This is a genomic window from Devosia sp. Root413D1, from assembly GCF_001425235.1.
Classification (GTDB): domain Bacteria; phylum Pseudomonadota; class Alphaproteobacteria; order Rhizobiales; family Devosiaceae; genus Devosia_A.
Genome location: NZ_LMEA01000012.1, coordinates 182,532 through 202,909 on the forward strand (window position 1 = coordinate 182,532; position 20,378 = coordinate 202,909).

The window sequence follows — 20,378 nt, forward strand, 5'->3', positions numbered from 1 at the left end:
GGACCTCCGGGGCTAGGTTGCCGGCGCGGGCGGGATGCGCACCGTGGCCTCGAGCCCGCCGGCTTTGGAACGGCCGATACTCAGGGTACCGCCGTTGAGTTCAAGGATTTCGCGCGCGATCGAGATGCCGAAGCCGGTGCCCGATCGCTCCTCATCGAGACGCCCACCGCGTTTGCCGAGCTTGCCGATATCTTCGTCCGACAGCCCCGGGCCATCGTCGCGGATGATGAACTCGGCCAGCTCGCCGCCCGGCCGGCAGACCACCTCGACTTCGGTGCGCGCCCATTTGGCGGCGTTCTCGAGCAGCACCCCCACCAGTTCCATCAGATCATGGGGGTCCATGTCGACGCTGGCCGGGTGGGCATCGAGCTTCCAGAACAGCTCGGGCCCCCGACCAGCCTTGCGCATCACCGTGACACTGCGCAGCAGCACCTGGTCGAGCGAGGCAGTGAGCACGTGCTCGGCGCTGCGCATCCGCAGTTGCGCCAGCCGCAACTGGTAGTCGATCCGCTCCGCCATCTCCTCGCTGAGCAGCTCCAGCACCTCGGCATTGCCGGTGTCGCCCTCGGCTCGGAGGCGCCCGGCGGTCGCCGTCAGCACGGCCAGCGGGGTCTTCAGCCCATGCGCCAGATCGTCGGCGCGGGTACGGGCGAACTGGATGGCACGCTCGTGGCTGGTCAGCAGCGCATTCACCTCGTGCACCACCGGGCCGACCTCCTCCGGATAGGGTCCGTCCAGCCGCCTGGTCCGTCCCTGCACCACGTCCTCGACGGCGCGCTGCAGGGCCTGCAGCGGGCGCAGCCCGAGATAGACCTGCAGCCAGGCGGCGAACACCAGCGCCGCCCCGACCGCGAGGAGCGCCGTCGCAATGTCGGTGGCGAAGCGCCGGAGATCGTGCCCCCTGAGACTCAGGTCCTCGGCGACGCTGACCCGCAGACGCCGTGGCCCCGTGGCGGCGTCGATCAGCACATCCTGTGTCGCGATGCTCAGCATCTGGCCCTGCGGCCCCGGTACGTGGGCAAAGGTCGGCTCCCCGGCAGTTGCCGGCTCCGGCGCCCGGACCTCGGTGTCCCAGAGTGACCGCGACTGGCCCAGCTCGCCGCTATCGAGGTCGACGACCTGCCAGTAAAGACCTCCCGCCGGGGCGGTGTAACGGGGATCGCTGAGGCGGGGGCTCAGGTCAGCGAGGGAGACCTCCGAGTCGATGCCGCTCAGCACGCGGTCGAGGCTGGCGAGCAGATCCTCACGCTGGTCGCGCTCGACCGTGGCCGCGAAGATCGAGACGATAGCGACGCCGGCGAGCAGCAGCGCCACGAGGATCCACAGGCCGGCGCCTGCCAGCAGCCGGAGCCGCAGCGAGTGCAGCTTCACCCCTCGTCACCGGGCAGCACGTAGCCGTATCCACGTCGCGTCTCGATGATTCCTGGTCCCAGGCGCCGCCGCAGCCGGCCGACCAACTGCTCGATCGAGTTGGGATCGCGGTCGCTGTCCTGGCTGTAGAGGTGATCGGTCAGCTCGATCTGCGACAGCACGCGGCCACGGCTGTGCAGCAGTTGCGACAGCAGCCGGAACTCGAGTGGCGTCAGCTCGATCGGCACGCCATCCTTGCTCACCTGCATCTGCCTCGCGTCGAACACGTAGTCGCCGAAGTTGATGCGCGAGGAGGCCAGCCCGTTGGAGCGGCGGATGATGGCGCGAACCCGAGCCAGCACTTCCTCGACGCGGCAGGGCTTGACCACGTAGTCGTCAGCGCCAGCCTCGATGGCTTCGACTTTCTCCTCCCAGCGACCGCGCGCGGTCAGCACCAGGACAGGAGAGTTCCGATCGGCACTGCGCCAGCGCTTGAGGATGGTGAGACCGTCGAGCGTCGGCAGGCCCAGGTCGAGGATCACGGTCTCGAATTCCTCGGTATCGCCGCGATACCAGGCGACCTCGCCGTCGGTCTCGATTTCGACCACGAAGCCGGCACTGGTGAGCGCCATGCTCAGCGGCTGGGCGATGCGTTGGTCATCTTCGGCGATGAGAATGCGCATCAGTGGTCCACCAGCGCTCCGGATTGCGCATTGTAGTAGAGCTTGTGCAGGCGGCCATCGGGCTCGAGCACGGTGACCTCGTAGAGATATACGCCCGCAAGCCGCACCAGTTCCACATCGAGCACCCGGCCCTTGGTGCTCTCGCCGACGAGCGCCGTGACGGTCGCCAGCGACAGCACCTCGCGCTTCTTCACCGCCTCGCGCGCGACGTTCTCGTCCTTGGGAACCCTGGTGAGCTGGTTGCCGGCATTCGCACTGGCGTTGCCACTGGAATTGCCGCTGTTGTTGCCGCTGCCGGCATTGGGGTTACCGGAATTCTCGCTCCCCTGGCCGCCGGCGTTGCCGCCGCCATTGCCGCCACCACCATTGCCATCGCCGTTACCGGGGTCGGCAAGGACCGGGGCAGCCAGAGCGGCGGCCAGCAGCAGGGCGAGGATGGGAGTGAAGGTGCGCATAATGTGCAATTGTAACGAAGCTCAGCTGTAATTTCCCTGAAATTCGAACTCAGGCGCGCATCAGCATGTGCCTGCTAGGTGAGAGGTGTCCTGGCAGTTGCACACACCGCCGGGGCGGTGCCGAAAGGCACCTTCCAACCCGGCGGCATCGCGCGCCCCCATCCGCTAGCCCACGATGCCGCCACCCCGCCCCAGCGAGCCGCAACCCTCCAGAACGGGCTGCTCCCGTTGCCATTACTACGCCAGTACTTTGAGGCGTGCTGGAACCTGCAATTTCGCTGAGACGGCGCCTCAGCGGCACATCAGACGTCGAATGCTAGCCTTGGATTGCCCTCCCTGCCCCCAGGGTCGGGCGCGAGCGCCGAACGGCGCTCCAAGCGTGGCGGCACCGCAAGTCCATCTCCGCCGCAACCCATGCGGTGCCGCCATCCCGATCAGCCGACCCGACTATGAGGGACTGACTTGCCAATGACTGAAGCTTGGTTTTCGGCGAAACGACAGGTTCGCCGCGCCCAGATCATCCTCGACAAACTTGGAACGCGCCTTGCCTGCGAGGTGCATAACGGCTCGCGCGCCGGCGCGACGCTGCGTGTCAACAGGGCAGCCAACGTGCCTTCCTCGTTCGACCTCGAGCTGCAGCCCGGGGAAACACTCAGCTGCACAGTGGTGCGGCGCTCGCGGATCGATATCTCCGTCCGCTTTCAACCCGCCTGATTTGAGGGGAGAAGTCCCGGGCACCGGGCCCGGGACTGATCGTCACTTGTCAAAGTGCGTGTTGCACAGCTCTTCCGCCGACGCGTATCGACCGCCAGTCACCAGCGGATCGCTGGTGTAGTCGAACACCCGCTCCCTGCTGGGATCCTTCTTGGCCTGCGCCTCGGCGGCCTTGCGCGGCAGCCACTTGGTGCCGGTCACATCGACATCGTTGAAGCTGTTGGGCGTGCCTGTGGTGACCAGGCAAACACGATCCTGGCCAGGAGCGCCAGGGTTCGCGTTGTTGTCCTGGGCCACCGCTGGTCCGATGCTCAAGGCCATGATGGCGGCAAGGATGGGTAGGGTTCTCATTGTTCTTCTCCTTTGCGTCCATCTCCATTCCCTCAACCTCGCGCTGCCGGCATGGTTCCGTAGAACTGCGCAGCGTGGGAACAATCCTCTTACCGGCGGTGTTTAGCTGATGCGGCTGTGACGCGGCACCGTGAAAAGAGTCGATCACCATGACGGCCTATACAAAGCACGCGCGACTTCCGGGCCAGATCGTCATGCTCGGGTTCGGTAGTATTGGACAAGCCGTCCTGCCCCTGCTCATCCGTCATCTTGACCTGCCAGACGAACCGATCACGATCTTCGCGGCTGACGCGAATGGCGCGGAAATCGCCCGCGAGTCGAATGCCAGGCTGGTGGTCGAGGCCGTGACGCCGGAGAACTACCGGGCCCTGCTCGGCCCACTGCTCACCAAGGGCACCCTGCTGCTCAACCTGTCGGTCGGGATCTCCAGCACCGCGCTGATCGAGCTCTGCCAGCAGAACGGTTCGCTCTATCTCGATATGTGCCTTGAGCCCTGGCCGGGCGGCTATGTCGATCCGTCACGCCCGCCGGCGCAACGCTCGAACTATGCGCTACGCGAAGCGGCGCTGGCGCTGCGGCAGAAATATCCGACCGGCCCGACCGCCGTGCTGACCATGGGCGCCAACCCGGGTCTCGCCTCGATTTTCGTCAAGCAGGGCCTGTTACGCATCGCCGCCGAGAACGGTCTGCAACTGTCGCCGACGGAAGCGATCGACTGGGCGGCACTGGCGCGCCGGCTCGATATCAAGACCATCCATATCGCCGAGCGCGACACGCAGGTCACCGGCCGACGCAAGCAGCGCGGCGAGTTCGTCAACACCTGGTCGGTGGCGGGGTTCATCGGCGAAGCGCTGCAGCCGGCCGAACTGGGCTGGGGCACGCACGAGCAGCATTGGCCGACCGACGCTTCGCGCCATGGCAATGGCTGCGATTCCTCGATCTATCTCAACCAGCCGGGCGCCGCGACGCGGGTGCGCAGCTGGACGCCGCTCGAGGGCGCCTATCACGGCTTCCTGATCACGCATGGCGAGTCGATCTCGATCAGCGACCACCTGACGGTCTGGGAAGACGGCGAAGTCGCCTATCGGCCGACGGTCCACTACGCCTACTACCCGTGCGACGATGCCGTGCTGTCACTGCATGAGCTCGCCGGCAGCAACTGGTCGGCGCAGCGCACGCGGCGCATCATTCGCGACGAGATCACCTGCGGCATGGACGAGCTGGGCGTGCTGCTGATGGGCAACTGCAAAGGCGCCTACTGGTTCGGCTCTCGCCTCAGCATCGCCCAGGCACGGGCGCTGGTGCCGCACAACAATGCCACGAGCCTGCAGGTGGCGGCGGGCGTGCTGGCCGGCGCCGTATGGGCGGCGCAGCACCCAAACTCAGGCATCCTGGAGCCGGATGATCTCGGCTATGACGAGGTGATGCAGATCGCCAGGCCCTATCTCGGCGATGTGGTGGGGGTGTACACCGACTGGACGCCGCTGGAGGGTCGCGGCCAGCTGTTCAGTGAAGACCTCGACCGCGACGACCCCTGGCAGTTCAAGAACATCCGGGTGCACTGAGAGCTTCCGCTCACCCCTCTCCCCGCGGAGAGAGGGGCTGCCGGTTTCTCTCTGCTAGAAGCTGTTGCGGCCGTCGCTGCGCGGATCGCCGGCGACAAAATGCGGTTCATAGAGTCCGGCCCGGGCCGTCCGCCGCCATGGACGCGACGGGTCGGCCGGATCAGTGGTGATGTCGGCCAGCGCGACCGCCGGTGTTTCGTCCGCCGGGCACTGGACCACCCATCGACCATTCGGGCCGACAATCCCGGCCGGAGCGCTCGGGCTGTGCTTGGCGAGAACGGCGAAGCTGACCCAATAGCTATTGCTGGCCGCGTGCCCCTGGGCCTCAGCCGCGAATGCGCCGCCGCCATGAGGAAGTCCGTCGCCGGTGCTCGAGAACAGCACGCAATCGACGTCAAGCCGCTCGTACTCGGTGAATATCTCGGGGAAGTGCGTCTCCATGCCGAGGGCGCAGCCGAAACTGATGCCATCGACCTCGAAGGTCATCGGAACCGACCCCGGGGCATACATGAAGGAGATCTTGGTGTTGGAGAGCAGGCGCTCGTCGTAGCGGGTGACCAGCTCGCCACGATCCGAAACGACGTAGAGGCTGTTATGCGGCCGGTGCGGCGGCGACAGCCGATGCACTGCACCAAACACCACCCAGAGGCCGAGTTCGCGAGCGTAGCCGCGGGTCCGCTCCAGTTCCTCGCTGAAGACGCCCCAGTCGCAGCGATCCCAATCGGCTGGCCCGATCTCGTCTGGCCCGGTGGACGACAAGATGCGCTTATTGGGCGAGCAGATCGCGCCTTCGCCGAAATGAACGATCCGGGCACCGGCCTCGGCCGCCTGCTGCATCAGGCGTCGCAGCGCTTCGCCGCTGGAGCGCAGGGCCGCGGCGTCGCGCGGATCATCGCAGAGCGTGGTCTGCGCCACGGCCAGGCGAACCGAGCGGACCTCAGGGCTGGGGTCTTGCTGGGAACTGGCTCGAACGTGCCGCAGCGCAGCAGTGTAGGATTCGCCGGTCTTGTTAGCGCGGCTGCGCACGCGGCGCTTGAAGTTCTGGTTTTGCGTCATTTGTCAGGCCTTTCGCGTCCCGGACGAGTTCCCCAGCAACGGCATCCGAAACGGAATGAGACCAATGACAGCGACCCGAGACTAAAGTCCCTTTGCCTCCGTTCGAGACCATGCTGGGGAAGGTCCTGGGAGGTTCGGCGATGGGCCACGCACAGGTTGAAGATGGCGGGGTGAGGGTCGATTCGTCAATGATGGGGCGGCCGAACCGTCGTGCCCTCCAAAACCCCCTCTCTTGCAAAATCTAAGGCTTAGCCAAACGGCTAAACCTTAGATTTTGCTTTCTCCCCCGCCAAGGGGGAGATGATCCGTGCCTTCCACTTGCGCCTGAGTATCAGTCGGGACTCTCCCCCTTGGCGGGGGAGAAAGCGAAAACTTGGGCTTAGCGCAGCTAAGTCCTTAGTTTTCGGGAAGAGAGGGGGTTGTTGGGAGCCACCCGGGTTTGCCGCGGCGTGAGCCGCGAGACAAGACCGGCAATCCTGGAGCGCGCACAAAAACAGCAGGGGAGCGATTTTCATCTGCTTCCCTGCCGCTTTGCAATCTGATCGACTCTTTCGAGTGTTCACGGATCGCACATACAATACGCCTTAGCCCGATGTGGGTTCCAGGCTTTGGCGAAAAAAACTAGCCGAAACGATGGGCCGCGATCGAGGCGGGCTTCATCTCGATGGAGAAGCCGGCCCGCTTTGGCGGCATGTAGGCGGCTTTTTCGATGACGCAGGGATCGAGGAAGTGCTCGTGCAGGTGGTCGACATATTCGATCACCCGGCCGGTCTTGGTGCCGGAGACGGCGAGATAGTCGATCATCGACAAATGCTGCACATATTCGCAGAGGCCGACGCCGCCGGCATGCGGCCACACCGGCAGGTTGTATTTGGCGGCCATCAGCAGCACCGACAGCACCTCGTTGAGGCCACCGATGCGGCAGGCATCGATCTGCACGATATCGATGGCGCCGCGGGTGATGAACTGCTTGAACAGGATACGGTTCTGGCACATCTCGCCGGTCGCCACCTTAACCGGGGCAATGGCCTCGCGGATCTTCCGGTGCCCCTCGATATCGTCGGGGCTGGTCGGCTCTTCGATGAAATAGGGCTTGAAGCGGGAGAGCTCCTTCACCCAATCGATCGCCTGGCCCACTTCCCACACCTGGTTGGCGTCGATCATCAGGTAGCGATCGGGGCCCATGATCGAACGGACGATCTCCAGCCGGCGGATATCGTCGGCGAGGTCGCGGCCGACCTTCATCTTGATGTGCGAGAAGCCGGCTTCCACCGCCTCGGTGGCGAGCCGGGTCAGCTTCTCGTTGGAATAGCCGAGCCAGCCGGCCGACGTGGTGTAGCAGGGGTAGCCATTCTGCTCGAGCTCGGCGATGCGCTCGGCCTTGCCCACCTCGGCTTGCCGGAAGATCGCCAGCGCCTCATCGGGGGTGATGGCGTCGGTCAGATAGCGGAAGTCGATGATCGAGACGAGCTGCTCGGGCGTCATCTCGGCGACGAAGCGCCAGACGGGTTTACCCGCCTGTTTGGCGAGAAGGTCCCACACCGCGTTGACCACGGCACCGGTGGCGAGGTGCATGGCGCCCTTGTCCGGCCCGATCCAGCGCAGCTGGCTGTCGCCGGTGACATGGCGCCAGAAGCGGCCGGGGTTCTCGGCGATCCAATCGAGTTCAAGCCCGGTGACGCGATCGCGCAGCGCTTCGATCGCTGCCACCACCACCTCGTTGCCGCGGCCGATGGTGAAGGTCAGGCCGTGCCCCTCGAGCGCCCCATCGGTCTCCAGCACCACATAAGCGGCGGAGTAATCGGGGTCCGGGTTCATCGCATCGGAGCCATCGAGCGAGGCGGAGGTCGGGAAGCGGAGGTCGTGGGTGCGAAGGCCAGTGATGCGGGTCATGGATCTGGTGAGGTTCTTTGGTCTTAGGTCTCTCAGGCGGCGAGGGCAGCGCCGGTTTTGCTGTCGAAGCAATAGACGTCGGACGCCCCGATCGCCAGCCCGATCACCTCGTTGTCGCCGAAGCGCTGCTGGCCCTGCCGCTTGATGACGATGCGAGCCGGTTCGGCCGCCTCGCCGACATCGCAATAAAGGAAGGTCTCGCCGCCCAGCTGCTCGGTGAACTGTACGCGGGCCCGCGCCGCGGCGCCCTCGGGGGCTACCACTTCGAGATGCTCGGGGCGAATGCCGATCTCGATGGCTTCGCCCTGCCGAGCCGGTTGCGGCAAAGGCAGCACGCCGCCGGGAACCTCGACACAGGGACCGGACGCCGCCTCGGCGACCCTGCCCTGGAGGAAGTTCATCCGGGGCGAGCCGAGGAAGCCGGCAACGAAGCGGTTGGCCGGCTTGTTGTAGAGATCGAGCGGGGTGCCGAGCTGCTCGATGCGGCCTTCGTTGAACACCACGATGGTATCGGCGAGCGTCATCGCCTCGACCTGGTCGTGCGTCACGTAGATGGTGGTGCGGCCCATGCGCTTGTGGAGGTTGGCGATCTCCACCCGCATGTGGACGCGCAGCTCCGCATCGAGATTGCTGAGCGGCTCGTCGAACAGGAAGATGCGCGGGTTGCGCACGATCGAGCGGCCGATGGCGACGCGCTGGCTTTGGCCGCCGGAGAGCTGGCCGGGGCGGCGCTGCAGCAGTGGCTCGATCTTCAGCGTCTCTGCCGCTTCCAGCACCAGCTCGCGGATCTCCGCTTTGGGGAGCCTCGCCTGTTCGAGGCCGAATGCCATGTTCTGGTAGACGGTCATGTTGGGATAGAGCGCGTAGCTCTGGAACACCATGGCGATGCCGCGACGGGTCGGGGTTTCCTCGTTCATCACCGCGCCGTCGATCAGCAGCTGGCCCTCGGTGATGGTCTCGAGCCCGGCGATCATCCGTAGCATGGTGGATTTGCCGCAGCCGGAGGGACCGACGAAGACGACGAACTCGCCATCCTTCACGTCGAGGCTGACGCCGTGGATCACCTCATGCTTGCCGAAGGATTTGCGGATGTCGCGAAGGGCGAGCGTCGCCATGTCAGTGCTCCCTGATTGCCATTTGCTGGCGGTATTCGGATGGGGTGGTGCCGAGGTATTTCTTGAACACGCGCGAGAAGTATTGCGAGCTGCCGAAGCCGAACTCGACGGCGATGTCGGTCACCGGCTCGCTGGTGGTCGCCAGCCGGGTGCAGCAGCGCTTGATGCGGAGCCGCTGCGCATAGTCGCTGGGCGACATGCCGACTTCCTTGCGGAAGCGGTTGTGCAGGTAGCTGCGCGAATAGCCGAGCCGGGTCGCCACCTCGCCAATATTCAGCTCGCTGTCGGGGTCGGAATGCAGCACCTCGAGGAAATCGTCGATCAGCGCACTGTTGTCGCGGTCGGCGAGCTTCTTGTCCTGCGCCTTCCAGGCCTCGATCAGCACGGTGTGCAGTGCCGCCCGCATCTCGGCAATGAGGAGGCTCGAGCCGGTATAGATGCGCGGATCGCTCATCAGCCGGTGCAGCTCGCCGATGGCATCCATGCAGCGCGCCTCGATGTCGTGCGTCAGGCCACGCCGCCCGAGATAGTTCTGAAAGTCGCGGAAACCGTCGCGGGTGAGGAGCGCCGGATCGGCGACGTTCGTGGCATTGGCCATGACGATCCAGAACGAGTGGCTGGGCGGATAGAGGCCGTTGACGATGCGGTGCTTCTTATTGGCTGGGAACAATGCGAACTGGCCGCCCGAGACCGGCACCAGCGCCTCGTCCTCCAGCTCCCAGCAGGCCTCGCCTTCGATGACGAAGACCAGCTCCGGCCCGCCATGCGACGTCCAGCTGTCGGTGGTGGCCATCGCCTTCTGGAACGTGGCAAAGCCGAAGGTCTTGATCTCGGGCACGCCGATATCGGCGCCGCTGATCGAGGTGTTGAGATCGAGGATTTGCGATCCGAGCATGATGGTCTCCGCTTAGCGCTTGATGCCGGTGCTGGCGATGCTCTCGACGATGAAGCGCTGGGCGACGAGAAACACCACGAGCAGTGGCAGCACGCACATGGTCACGGCCGCCATGATAACCGACAGCGACAGCGCGCCGAAGGAATCCGACAGGCCGAGCAGGCCGACCGGCAGCGTCATCACCTCGAACTTCCGCACAAAGATCAGCGGCAACAGGAAGTTGTTCCAGCTCGAGGTGAATACGATGATCGACAGCGCGGCGATCGGCGGGCCCATCTGCGGCAGCGAGATGCGCCAGAAAATGGTCCAGTAGCTGGCGCCGTCGATAAAGGCGGCCTCCTCATATTCGCGCGGCTGGCCTTCCATGAACTGGCGCATCATGAAGATGGCGAGCGGCGAGGCGAGACCCGGCAGGATCAGCGACCACAGACTATCGAGCAGTCCGGCAGCGGCCATGCCGTAGAACAGCGGGATCACCACCAGGGCATGCGGCACCATCAGTCCGACCAGTAAGAGACCGAACAGCAGCGAGCTGCCGGGAAAGCGCAGCCGCGAGAAGGCGAAGGCCGCCATGGCGCTGCTGACCACCACGCCGATGGTGGTGGCTGCCGCGACGATGAAGCTGTTGAGATACATGCGCAGGAACGGCAGCGGCGAATCCAGCACCGCGGCATAGGCATCGAAGTTGAGCCGCGTCGGCAGGAAGCTCGGCGGCAGCTGGTAGGCCTCGCTGGCCGGCCGCATGCTGGTGGCGAACATCCACAGGAATGGCAGCAGCATGAAGATGGCGCCGATGCCGAGGACGATCATCACCGGCAGGTTGCGCCAGTCGATCACCCTGGTGGCCGAATGGACGCGGGCGGTGACGGAGGCTTGGGCAAGGCTCATGGCTATCTCCCGGCGAAGCGACGGCCGAGCGTCAGCTGGATGGCGGTGACGATGGCGATGACGACGAGCAGGGTCAGGGCGGAAGCAGCGCCGGTGCCCAGTTCGCCGGCGCTGAAGGCTTCGGAGAACATGTACATCACCACCGAGCGGGTGGAATCGCCCGGCCCGCCATCGGTGATGATCTTGATCGAGTCAAAGACCTGGAGCCCGCCGATGGTGGCGTAGGTGACGCAGAACAGGATGACCGGAGCGATGTAGGGCAGCTTGATGCGCCTGAGCGCGGTGAAGGGCGAAGCGCCGTCGATGCGGGCGGCTTCCATCAGGTTGCGTGGCACGCCCTGCAGCGCCGCAAGCAAGATAATGACGAAGAAGCCGACATTCTTCCACACGTCGATGATGACGATCGAGAACATGGCGACGTTCTTGTCGGTGAGCCAGCCGACCGGCGGCAGCCCAAGCATGCGGATGTAGTAGTTGATGGCACCGAGGTCGAACGAGAACATGAAGCGCCAGATGAAGGAGACGAAAGCCAGCGACACCAGCACCGGCAGGAAATAGGCGAGACGGAACAGATAGAGCAGCGGGCCCGGGATGTTGCGGTCGAGCAGCACGGCGAGGCCGAGACCGAGCCCGACATTGCCCACCACCGCCAAGGCGATGAAGTAGAAGGTGTTGCCGAAGGTCTTCCAGAAACGCGGGTCGGTCAGCACCCAGTCGAAGTTGGCCCAGCCGACGAACTGGGTGGCGAGGGTCAGCCGGTCAACTTCCAGCACCGAGAGCAGGAGCGACGCCACCATCGGGATGGCCAGGAACAGCAGGTAGATGAGGTAAGCGGGGGCGAGGAAGCCATAGGCTGCCAGCGTTTCGCGTTGCCTGAGGGTTGCCATGGTGTCCTCCGCCGGTGGCGAGAGGGGGCGCCCGAGCGGGCGCCCCGGGTCAAGCGTCAGTTGTAGGCGCGCTTCATGGCCCGCGACAGTTCACTGTCGAGGCCGCTGATGGTGGTATCGAGGTCCTCGTTGCCGTTGAGGTAGGCGCCGACGTAACGCATGGTCATCTCCTCGACCTGGGCAAAGTTCGGCGGCGAGGCGACCGGCTTGGCGGTGGCGGCCGAGCCGTAGAAGATCGCGGCGTTGTCGGGGAACGACAGGTACTTGTCGGTGGTGGCAAGGCTGCGCCAGGACGGGATCGAACGCTCGGAATCGGCGAGCTCGGTCTGGAACTCCTTGCCGGTCATTTCCTTGACGAATTCCCAGGCGAGCTCGGGGTTCTGCGAAGCGCTGGTGACGGCGAGACCGCCAATGCCGAACACGGTGGTTTTCACCTTGTTCACCGGCATGATCTGCACCCCGACATTGGCGAGGCCGCTGGCGCGGATCTCGGGGATCGGCCAGTGGCCGGCCGAGAACATCGCCACCTGGCCAGCGACGAACTTGCTGTCGCCGACGCCGGACTCGAAGGCCGGGGCGGACTTGTCGACATTGATCAGGTCATGGAGGAACTGCAACGTCTCGCGGAAATTGTCGGTCGCGACGGCCGACTGCTTCCAGTCGGCATCGAGCACGCTCGCCTCGTTGGTGAGGAACCAGGGCGTCAGACCGAAATTGAAGCCCGGCACGAAATAGCCGTACTGGGTGACGTTGCCATTGGCGTCGGCGATGGTCAGTTGCTTTGCCGTCTCGCGGAAATCGGCCCAGGTCCAGTCGTCGGCCGGATAGGCGACACCGGCCTTATCGAACATGTCCTTGTTGTAGTAGACGACGATGTTGTTCCACTCGGTGGGAAAGAAGTTCAACTGCCCGGTGGAGCGGGTGCGCATCCCGTCGAGCAGGTTGGGGTCGAGCTCGTCGAGCACCGCCTTGGCGGTCGGATCGGCATCGATGAGCGGCCCCAGGTCGCGCAGCAGGCCGCGATTGGCGGTCTCGGCAAACCCCTCGATGGCCGAGAACATGATGTCGGGCGCCGCGCCGGTCGCCACCTGGTTGATGAACGAGGTGTTGTACTCGCCCCAGGATGGCTGCGGCACAAACTGCGGTTCGATGGTGACGTTGGGGTATCTCAGCTTGAAGCGGGCGATCGCCTTGTCGGTCGAGTCGATCATCTGCTGGTTGACCGGCTGGAAGATCGTCAGCTTGGCGGTGATATCGGCCGCCGGCTGGGCGAGCACGGGCGATGCGGCCATGGCAAGCGCCATGACGCTGAGGGTCAATCGGGTGCGCATAGGGTCCTCCCTGTTGGCGCTAAGCTTTTATTGGGCGATGTCCGGTTGGTTGCTGACGGCGATCCCCGCATGGCGGAGCATCAGGCCCATGCCGGGGTTGAAGATCGAGCGGCCGTCGCGCCGCTCGGGTTTGCCACCGAAGTGATCGGTGGCTTCGGCCTTGAAGGTTTGGCCGCAGATGGAGATTTCGGCGACTTCGAGCGTGCCCCCGATGACGGTGAGGCGCGCCTCGCCATCATCGATGGCGACGCTCCCCCAGGCGGTGCCGGTCGACCACAATGAACGGAAGCGGCCCTCGCTCACCAGCTTGGGCGCGAAGGCGATGCGGCCCTCGCTGAGATCGAAGCCGAAGCCGGAGAGCACCAGCACCGCGGCGTAGCTCGCCATTGAGCGGGCATAGTTCGAACCGCACTCGATCTCGTTGAAGGGGTTGCGGTTGTGGCCGCGATAGCGGTCGCGCACCGCGGAGAACACTTCGATGGCCTTGTCCAGCTCGCCGATCATCATCAGCTGGCAGCCGAAGGCATATTCGAAGCCGTGCATCGATTCCTGGCTGTAGGGCACCGGGATAGCCGGGCGCAACGCGCCCTCGGGCCAGGCGCACATCAGCGTGCCGGCCTCGTTCTCAAGCCCGAAGACGCGGCAGGGGTTGGCCTCGTCGCCGAGCCGGCGCTTGAAGTTGTGCTGGTAGATGGCACGCACTGCCGAGGCAAACTGCTCGGGCTCGAACACGTCGCCCAGCCCGTAGAGCCCGGCATGCCACTGGGCCAGCACCTGGTCGATCTCGCAGCCTTCTCCGACCTGGTACTTCACCTGGCCGTGCTCGTCGGACCAGTAAAGATCGTAGATCGAGCCGCGCACGTAATTGGATTGACCGAGCTTGGATTCGAAGCGCGCCAGTTGCTGCTTGTCCTCGAGGTCGACCTGCTGGATGAAGTAACTGCCGTTGAACAGGTTGTCGTGCGTCCACTTCCGGCCGCGGGCGTAGATCTCGGCGAACTCGGCTGCCGTGTCGGCCTCGCCGACCGCCTCGGCCATCTTCGAGCCGGCGAGCAGTGCGCCGAGGTAGAAACCGTTGAGCCATGAGCTCGGCCCGAACAGCTCCATATCGAGCGTGTGGTGCTGGCGGCCGGTGAGCACACCGGATTTCTCCGGGTCCCATTTGTCGTAATTGTCGGGGTGCCAGGCGTAGCCGATGGCTGCCTTCACCTCGGGCCAGATCGAGCGCAGCCAGGCGAGGTCGCCGGTGAGCTTCCAGTCGCGATAGGCCTTCAGCACATTGCCGAACTGGCCATCGACGCAGGGCCGGTCGTTCGAGGTGCCGATGCCGAGCGGCAATGCCAGCCGGAACGCCATGCCGCCCGATGGTACCTGGTTGTTGAAGAAATCGGCCTCGCGCATCGAGCGTTCGAGGTCGGGAAACAGGAAGGGCAGCACCTGCTGGTAGTTCCAGACGTGGGTACAGCTGCCCTCGCACGAGCCGGCATCGGGGTGGCAGCCCTCCCAGCCGTAGAAGGTGCCATCCTCGAGCCGCAGCACGGTGGCGGTCTTGACGATCGAGAGGTTGGCCGACACCGCGTCGAGCACCGGATCGGGCAGCGTCGAGGCGAGCAACTCGGCCTGCAGGCGCTTGGTCTGGCTCGCCAGGCGATCCCAGCCGGCGAAGGCCTCGGCGGCGACGGCGTCGGCGCTCGGCCACTGCGTGGCGTAATAGTTGCGCCAGACGCTGGGGATATCCTTGGGCTCGCCGATCAGGGCGTTCTGCGACACCCAGTACTTGCTGGCGTTCGGCACGTACCAGGCGATGGCGACGCGCAGTGTGCGGCTCTCGCCGGCGGGGATGGTGACGTGCGAGGCGAGCGTCGAGTGCTCGGCCACCGCGCGGCTACCCGACATGCGGTGCGTCGCGGCATCGTCGTAGTAGCGGTCCTTCAGCTTGCCGGGCCGGTTGATGTCCTGCCAGTAGACCTCGAGCGCGTCGAACCAGCTGCCGCGGAAGAAGTGGCGCTGATAGCTGGTCTCGGCGCTGTCGGTGGAGATGCTGAGCTCGCTGTAATGGATCGACTTGCGGTCGGAAGCCGAGCGCCCGGTCAGCGCGGTGCGGCCATCCGGCGCGCTGGCGGTGACACCAGCCTGGTCCTTGAACTCGAAGCCGAGGCAACCGAACAGCGTGTAGTCGATCGCCTCTGCGGTGGTGTTGCTCAAGGTGAACTCGAACATCGCCACGGGCAGCGAGGAGAGCCGGCTCTCCATCGGCAGGTAGGGGCTGAAGGCCTCGAGCTTCACCGTGCCCGGGAAGCGCTTATCGGCGAAATCGAGGGTCGCCACCGGATAGGGACCAGAGAGCGTCGCCGCCTCGAAGCTCGGGAACCCCGCCATGTGCTCGCGACGCACGCCGAAGCCGAACGAGTTGAAGTGCTTGCCGAGGTAATCGCCGGTGAGCGAGCCCTGAAACGGGCCGTGCAGCACCCGGGTATCGAGCACCTTGCCGTCGCGCTCGGCCTTGACGGCGAAGTGCGAGAAGCCGTTGACGCTGCCCTTGCTGGGACGGTTGTAGATTTCCCAGTCGCGCAGGCGCCCATCGCCGCCGATGCCGATGGAGCCGGCGCCGATGCCGCCGAGCGGAAACACGACGTTGCGGGCGTTTTCGCCGGCGTAACGGAAATAGGCTGCACGATCCATGTGCACATCGCTCCAAGAGGCAGGACACGGAGGGTGGTTCCCCCGTCATTTCCTGCCTAATAGCGCGATCTCACGCGGCGCGCGTTCAATCCTGTCGCGAGGACATTTGTGCACATGGACGAACGCGCAGCGCTAGAAGCCCGGCGCTACGACACGGCCCAGTCCAGCGAGCAGTGAATAGCTCGCTCGCCCTTTGGTGGGTATGAGGGCGCCGGCAGATCGTGTAGAGGGCTAGCCGTCTCATGATGCGGTGGTAGCTCAGCATGAAACTGCAAAATCGGCGGGTGCTGCTGATCATCGGCGGCGGGATCGCTGCCTACAAAGTGCTGGAGCTGATCCGGCGGCTGCGTGACGAAGGCGCCAAGGTGCGCTGCGTGATGACGGCGGCGGCGGCCGAGTTCGTGACGCCGCTTTCGGTGGCGACCCTCAGCGCCGACCGGGTGTTCACCAACCTGTTCGATCGCAATGACGAGCACGATGTCGGCCATATCCGGCTGTCGCGCGAAGCCGACCTGCTCGTGGTGGCGCCGGCGACGGCGGACCTGATGGCGAAAGTCGCGACCGGGGCGGCGAACGACCTCGCCAGCGCCGTGCTGCTCGCCTCCGACAAGCCGGTGCTGATGGCGCCGGCGATGAACCCACTGATGTGGTCGGCGGCGCCGACCCGGCGTAACCACGCGACATTGCTGGCCGACGGCGTCCAATTCGTCGGGCCGAAATCTGGCGCGATGGCAGAAGCGGGCGAGGCCGGCGAAGGCCGGATGGCCGAGCCGGCGGAGATTCTCGCGGCCATTGTCGAGCAGCTGGCGCCGGCGCGGCCATTGTCGGGCAAGACATTCATCGTCACCTCGGGGCCGACCCACGAGCCGATCGATCCGGTGCGCTACATCGCTAACCGGTCGTCGGGGAAGCAGGGGCATGCCATCGCCGCGGCGCTGGCGAAGCTCGGGGCCGAGGTGCGGCTGATCAGCGGGCCGGTGACGATCCCTGATCCCGCTGGCGTCGCCACCACGCATGTCGAGACGGCGCGTGAGATGCTGGCCGCCGTAGAAAGCGCCCTGCCCGCCGACGGTGCGGTGTTCGTCGCCGCGGTGGCGGACTGGCGGGTCGACAGCGTCGCCTCCGACAAGATCAAGAAGCAGCCTGGGACAAGCGCTGTGCCCAGCCTCAGCATGGTCGAGAACCCCGATATCCTCGCGACAGTCGGACACCATGCCCAGCGCCCCAGGATCGTCGTCGGTTTCGCCGCCGAAACGCGCGATGTGGTGGCGAATGGCGAGGCCAAGCTCAGGCGCAAGGGCGCCGACCTGATCGTCGCCAACGACGTCTCGGCCGAAGGTGGCGCCATGGGTGGCGACCGCAACAAGGTGACGCTCTTGAGCGCCGCGGGCGCCGAGGCGTGGCCCGAGCTGGACAAGCTTGAAGTGGCGGAGCGACTGGCAAAGGTGATCGCCGCGCGGCTCAATGGCGGGCCGACGCGCGCATGACGCTGCCGGCTGAACTCTCCCCCTACCACCACTTCAGCAAGGCGGAATGGGTGGCGCTGCGCGCCGACGAGCCGATGACGCTGAGCGCCGACGACGTGATGCGGCTGCGGGCCCTGTCGGACCCGATCTCGCTTCAAGAGGCCGAGCAGGTCTACCTGCCGCTGGCGCGCCTCCTCTCGCTCTATGTCGAGGCGATCCAGGGGCTGCATCGGGTGTCGCAGCGCTTCCTCAATACCGGTGCACCGAAGGTGCCGTTCATCATCGGCGTCGCGGGGTCCGTGGCGGTGGGCAAATCCACCACGGCCCGTATCCTGAGGGCACTGCTGCAGCGCTGGCCGTCGAGCCCGAAGGTCGATCTCGTCACCACTGACGGGTTCCTCCACCCTAACGCCACGCTGATCGAGCGCGGGTTGATGCGGCGCAAGGGTTTTCCGGAGAGTTTTGACCGGGCGCGGCTGGTGGCGTTCCTGGCGGCGGTGAAATCGGGGACACCGGCGCTCGAAGTGCCGATCTACTCCCACCTCGTCTATGACGTGGTGCCAGGCGAGCACCTGATCGTCGACCAGCCCGACATTCTGATCGTCGAGGGGCTCAACATCCTGCAGCCGGGGGCGCCGGGCAAGGCCGGCGCGCCGATCCTCTATGCCTCGGACTTCATCGACTTCTCGATCTATATCGATGCCGACCCCGAGGATCTCGAAGCCTGGTATCTCGAGCGCTTCTTCCGGCTGAGGGAGACGGCGTTCCGTAACCCCGACTCGTTCTTCAAGCGCTATGCCGACATGAGCAAGGACGAGGCGGGGAAGTTCGGCCTCGACAACTGGCGCTCGATCAACCTGCCCAACCTGATGGACAATATCGCGCCGACGCGGACGCGGGCCGACCTGATCCTCAAGAAGGGCAGCGACCACCTGGTCGCCGATGTGCTGCTGCGCATGGTGTAGAATGGCCCTTCATGGCGCGCCCGCAACGGGTTAGGCTCCGCTGCCTATTCATGCGGGGATGAACCATGGCCAGCCTGCTGACGCTCACCTATTCATCGCCAACGCTCGATGTCGCCAAGGGCGAGGAGCTGGTCACGCAGGGTACGCCCGGGCGCGATCTCTATGTGCTGGAGAGCGGCAAGTTCGTGGTCGAGCGGAACGGGGTGGCGATCGCGACGATCGAGCATTCCGACGCAATGATCGGCGAGATGTCAGTGCTGCTCGGCCGGCCGCACAGCGCCACCGTCCGGGCCGAGCGGGACAGCAAGGTGCGGGTGGTGCGCGACGCCATGCGCATCCTCGAAAAGCACCCGGAGCTGGCGCTCAGGATCGCCCAGTTGCAGAGCCAGCGGCTCGACGCCACCTCGGCGCTGCTGGTGGAGCTCAACCACGAGCATGTCGATAAGCCGGCCGAGCGGAACCTGATCGGGCGGATCTTCTCGACGCTGATGACGCCGGGGCAGCATTAGATATTTGGTACGGTGCTTCAGCTGTCGCCTCCCTCCCCCCGCGGCGCTACGCGTCCGCTAGGAGGGGAGGGATTGAGGGAGGGGTGGTCCGGTGATCACCGATGGCCCCCACCCCCAACCCCTCCCCTCAAGGGGGAGCCAGGTCAGATCGCCACCAAGCCTTCGCGCAGGATGATCGACACCGCATCGGCGCGGTTGCGGGCGCCGAGCTTTTCGAGGATCGCGGTGACGTGGAACTTGGCCGTGTGCACCGAAATATCGAGGGCGCGGGCGATCACCTTGTTGGAGGCCCCATCGACCAGCAATTCGGCGACCTGGCGTTCGCGCTGGCTGAGCCGCGGCAGGAGTGAGGCGGGCAGCCGCTCGTTGCTGGCGCGCTCGACCGTCTCGCGCTCCAGCGCATAGCCGGCGCCGATCAGCAGGGCGGCGGCGAGGATCAGGCCGGGATCGAGGCTGTCGATGGCGTTGCGGCGCGCTTCGTCGGCGCCGACGCGCAGCACGCGGTGCGCACCGGTGACGCCGCCCAGCGCAGCCGGGCGATCGGTAATGGTGACCGCCGCCTCTTCGGCGTCGGCCTCGTAAAGGTCATGACGGCCGGCGATCAGAGTACGGAGTACCTGTTCGAGGGCCGGGTCGGTGAGATCGAAGGCGACGCCGAGGACCAGCCCGCCGAGGACGGACTGCCCAACCGAAGCTTCAGCTCCGCGGACGTTCGCCGATAGTGATCTCGAGTTCCAATGCACTGCCACCGCGTTGCACTCCCAAGCTGATAGTCTTACCGACGGTGCCGGCGTTCAGGCGATCGGCGATATCGCTGACCGAATGCACCGCTGCTCCACCCCATGTGGTGATTATGTCGCCAACAAGGAAGCCCCCATTGGCAGCCGGGCTCGCCGGCTCGAGACCGACGACGATGGCGCCGCCAGCCGCTGCGAGTGGATGGAGGCTGACGCCGAGCCAGCCGCGCGGGATATAGCCCTTCTCGCTGAGCGTCGCCACCGAGCGGGCGATGGTCGAAGCCGGAATGGCGATGGTGCGGCGGCGAGCCCCGGTAACGGCCATGCCGATCAGGCTGCCATCGGGCGCCACCACTGCGCCGCCTTCACTGCGCGGCGACAGCCGAAGCCCGAGCGTGATGCGCGCATCGATCTCGCCGCCGCGCATGCTGCGCCAGGCAGAGCCGACCTCGGTGACCGAGGCGAGGCCCGACAACACCGAGTCCTCACCGCGACCGACCAGCACAGCCAACGAGCCCGGCGCCGGCGGGGCGGCGTGGGTCCAGTCGGCAAACTCCGGGGTATCGAGCTTAAGCAGCGCCACGTCGGTGCTGGGATCGCGGCCGATGATCTGGGCGGTGGCGAGCTTGCCATCGGCGCCGAGCGCGGCGATTTCGTCGTCGCCCTCCAGCACCTCATCGGCGGTGATGGCAAGGCCGGTGCGCCAGATGAAACCCGAGAGTTCGCGGCCATCACGGCCCTGCAGAGCGATGATGCGGGGGGCGACGCTGGCGGTGAGCGCCGCAACGGAAGCGGAAAGCGCCTGGAGTTCGGGGAAGGACATGTGAGTGGCCTGG

General features: G+C 65.6%; 19 protein-coding genes. 5 read left to right on the plus strand and 14 right to left on the minus strand.

Annotated features, from left to right (window positions below):
- Positions 1-12: 12 nt before the first annotated feature.
- Genes ASC89_RS23235 through ASC89_RS23245 form a run of 3 tightly spaced genes read right to left on the minus strand, consistent with a single transcriptional unit; the run spans position 13 to position 2,488 of the window.
- On the minus strand, positions 13-1,371 hold the full coding sequence (locus tag ASC89_RS23235; RefSeq protein ID WP_056002418.1) for a HAMP domain-containing sensor histidine kinase: 1,359 nt from the start codon (positions 1,369-1,371) through the stop codon (positions 13-15).
- Positions 1,368-2,033, minus strand: a complete 666-nt coding sequence (locus tag ASC89_RS23240) for a response regulator transcription factor (RefSeq protein WP_055887444.1) — start codon at positions 2,031-2,033, stop codon at positions 1,368-1,370. Before ASC89_RS23240 ends, ASC89_RS23235 begins: the two co-directional genes overlap by 4 nt.
- Positions 2,033-2,488 (minus strand): PepSY domain-containing protein, encoded by a 456-nt coding sequence (locus tag ASC89_RS23245; RefSeq protein WP_056002421.1) that lies wholly within the window; start codon positions 2,486-2,488, stop codon positions 2,033-2,035. The genes ASC89_RS23240 and ASC89_RS23245 overlap by 1 nt, the downstream gene beginning before the upstream one ends.
- Before the next feature lie 468 nt (positions 2,489-2,956).
- On the opposite strand from ASC89_RS23245, the gene ASC89_RS23250 reads away from it, so the two are divergent.
- The gene (locus ASC89_RS23250) at positions 2,957-3,202 is read left to right on the plus strand and encodes a hypothetical protein (RefSeq protein WP_055887451.1); all 246 of its coding nucleotides are present in this window, start codon (positions 2,957-2,959) and stop codon (positions 3,200-3,202) included.
- Between the two features lie 42 nt (positions 3,203-3,244).
- Here ASC89_RS23250 and ASC89_RS23255 read toward each other — a convergent pair whose 3' ends face one another.
- Positions 3,245-3,553 (minus strand): hypothetical protein, encoded by a 309-nt coding sequence (locus tag ASC89_RS23255; RefSeq protein ID WP_056002424.1) that lies wholly within the window; start codon positions 3,551-3,553, stop codon positions 3,245-3,247.
- Between the two features lie 149 nt (positions 3,554-3,702).
- On the opposite strand from ASC89_RS23255, the gene ASC89_RS23260 reads away from it, so the two are divergent.
- Positions 3,703-5,118: a homospermidine synthase gene (locus ASC89_RS23260; protein ID WP_056002427.1), complete on the plus strand. Its 1,416-nt coding sequence runs from the start codon at positions 3,703-3,705 to the stop codon at positions 5,116-5,118.
- Between the two features lie 54 nt (positions 5,119-5,172).
- On the opposite strand, the gene ASC89_RS23265 is transcribed toward ASC89_RS23260, so the two are convergent.
- The 8 genes from ASC89_RS23265 to ASC89_RS23300 form a co-directional block, all read right to left on the minus strand.
- On the minus strand, positions 5,173-6,174 hold the full coding sequence (locus ASC89_RS23265) for a carbon-nitrogen hydrolase family protein (RefSeq protein ID WP_056002430.1): 1,002 nt from the start codon (positions 6,172-6,174) through the stop codon (positions 5,173-5,175).
- Between the two features lie 621 nt (positions 6,175-6,795).
- Positions 6,796-8,067: an L-fuconate dehydratase gene (locus tag ASC89_RS23270; RefSeq protein ID WP_056002433.1), complete on the minus strand. Its 1,272-nt coding sequence runs from the start codon at positions 8,065-8,067 to the stop codon at positions 6,796-6,798.
- Positions 8,068-8,099: 32 nt separating this feature from the next.
- On the minus strand, positions 8,100-9,182 hold the full coding sequence (locus tag ASC89_RS23275) for an ABC transporter ATP-binding protein (RefSeq protein ID WP_056002436.1): 1,083 nt from the start codon (positions 9,180-9,182) through the stop codon (positions 8,100-8,102).
- A 1-nt stretch (position 9,183) separates the two neighbouring features.
- Positions 9,184-10,077, minus strand: a complete 894-nt coding sequence (locus ASC89_RS23280; protein WP_056002438.1) for an AraC family transcriptional regulator — start codon at positions 10,075-10,077, stop codon at positions 9,184-9,186.
- A gap of 12 nt (positions 10,078-10,089) precedes the next feature.
- Positions 10,090-10,965, minus strand: coding sequence for a carbohydrate ABC transporter permease (locus ASC89_RS23285; RefSeq protein ID WP_056002441.1), 876 nt, complete (start codon positions 10,963-10,965; stop codon positions 10,090-10,092).
- 2 nt (positions 10,966-10,967) lie between these two features.
- Positions 10,968-11,852, minus strand: a complete 885-nt coding sequence (locus ASC89_RS23290; protein WP_056002444.1) for a carbohydrate ABC transporter permease — start codon at positions 11,850-11,852, stop codon at positions 10,968-10,970.
- A 56-nt stretch (positions 11,853-11,908) separates the two neighbouring features.
- On the minus strand, positions 11,909-13,183 hold the full coding sequence (locus tag ASC89_RS23295) for a sugar ABC transporter substrate-binding protein (protein ID WP_056002447.1): 1,275 nt from the start codon (positions 13,181-13,183) through the stop codon (positions 11,909-11,911).
- Positions 13,184-13,210: 27 nt separating this feature from the next.
- Positions 13,211-15,865: a GH116 family glycosyl-hydrolase gene (locus tag ASC89_RS23300; RefSeq protein WP_082533554.1), complete on the minus strand. Its 2,655-nt coding sequence runs from the start codon at positions 15,863-15,865 to the stop codon at positions 13,211-13,213.
- Positions 15,866-16,128: 263 nt separating this feature from the next.
- Between ASC89_RS23300 and coaBC the strand changes: the two genes are divergently transcribed.
- The 3 genes from coaBC to ASC89_RS23315 all read left to right on the plus strand — a co-directional run bounded on the left by coaBC (position 16,129) and on the right by ASC89_RS23315 (position 18,805).
- On the plus strand, positions 16,129-17,352 hold the full coding sequence (gene coaBC / locus ASC89_RS23305) for a bifunctional phosphopantothenoylcysteine decarboxylase/phosphopantothenate--cysteine ligase CoaBC (RefSeq protein WP_056002450.1): 1,224 nt from the start codon (positions 16,129-16,131) through the stop codon (positions 17,350-17,352).
- The gene (coaA, locus tag ASC89_RS23310) at positions 17,349-18,296 is read left to right on the plus strand and encodes a type I pantothenate kinase (protein ID WP_056002452.1); all 948 of its coding nucleotides are present in this window, start codon (positions 17,349-17,351) and stop codon (positions 18,294-18,296) included. The genes coaBC and coaA overlap by 4 nt, the downstream gene beginning before the upstream one ends.
- Positions 18,297-18,361: 65 nt before the next feature.
- Positions 18,362-18,805 carry a cyclic nucleotide-binding domain-containing protein gene (locus ASC89_RS23315; protein ID WP_055887490.1) on the plus strand — a complete coding sequence of 148 codons (444 nt, stop codon included), beginning with the start codon at positions 18,362-18,364 and terminating at the stop codon, positions 18,803-18,805.
- Positions 18,806-18,948: 143 nt separating this feature from the next.
- Here the strand turns inward: ASC89_RS23315 and ASC89_RS23320 are convergent, their stop codons facing one another.
- Together ASC89_RS23320 and ASC89_RS23325 are read right to left on the minus strand one after the other, a co-directional pair.
- Positions 18,949-19,554, minus strand: a complete 606-nt coding sequence (locus ASC89_RS23320; protein WP_055887493.1) for a LuxR C-terminal-related transcriptional regulator — start codon at positions 19,552-19,554, stop codon at positions 18,949-18,951.
- Positions 19,502-20,365 (minus strand): S1C family serine protease, encoded by an 864-nt coding sequence (locus ASC89_RS23325; protein WP_056002456.1) that lies wholly within the window; start codon positions 20,363-20,365, stop codon positions 19,502-19,504. The genes ASC89_RS23320 and ASC89_RS23325 overlap by 53 nt, the downstream gene beginning before the upstream one ends.
- Between the last annotated feature and the right edge of the window lie 13 nt (positions 20,366-20,378).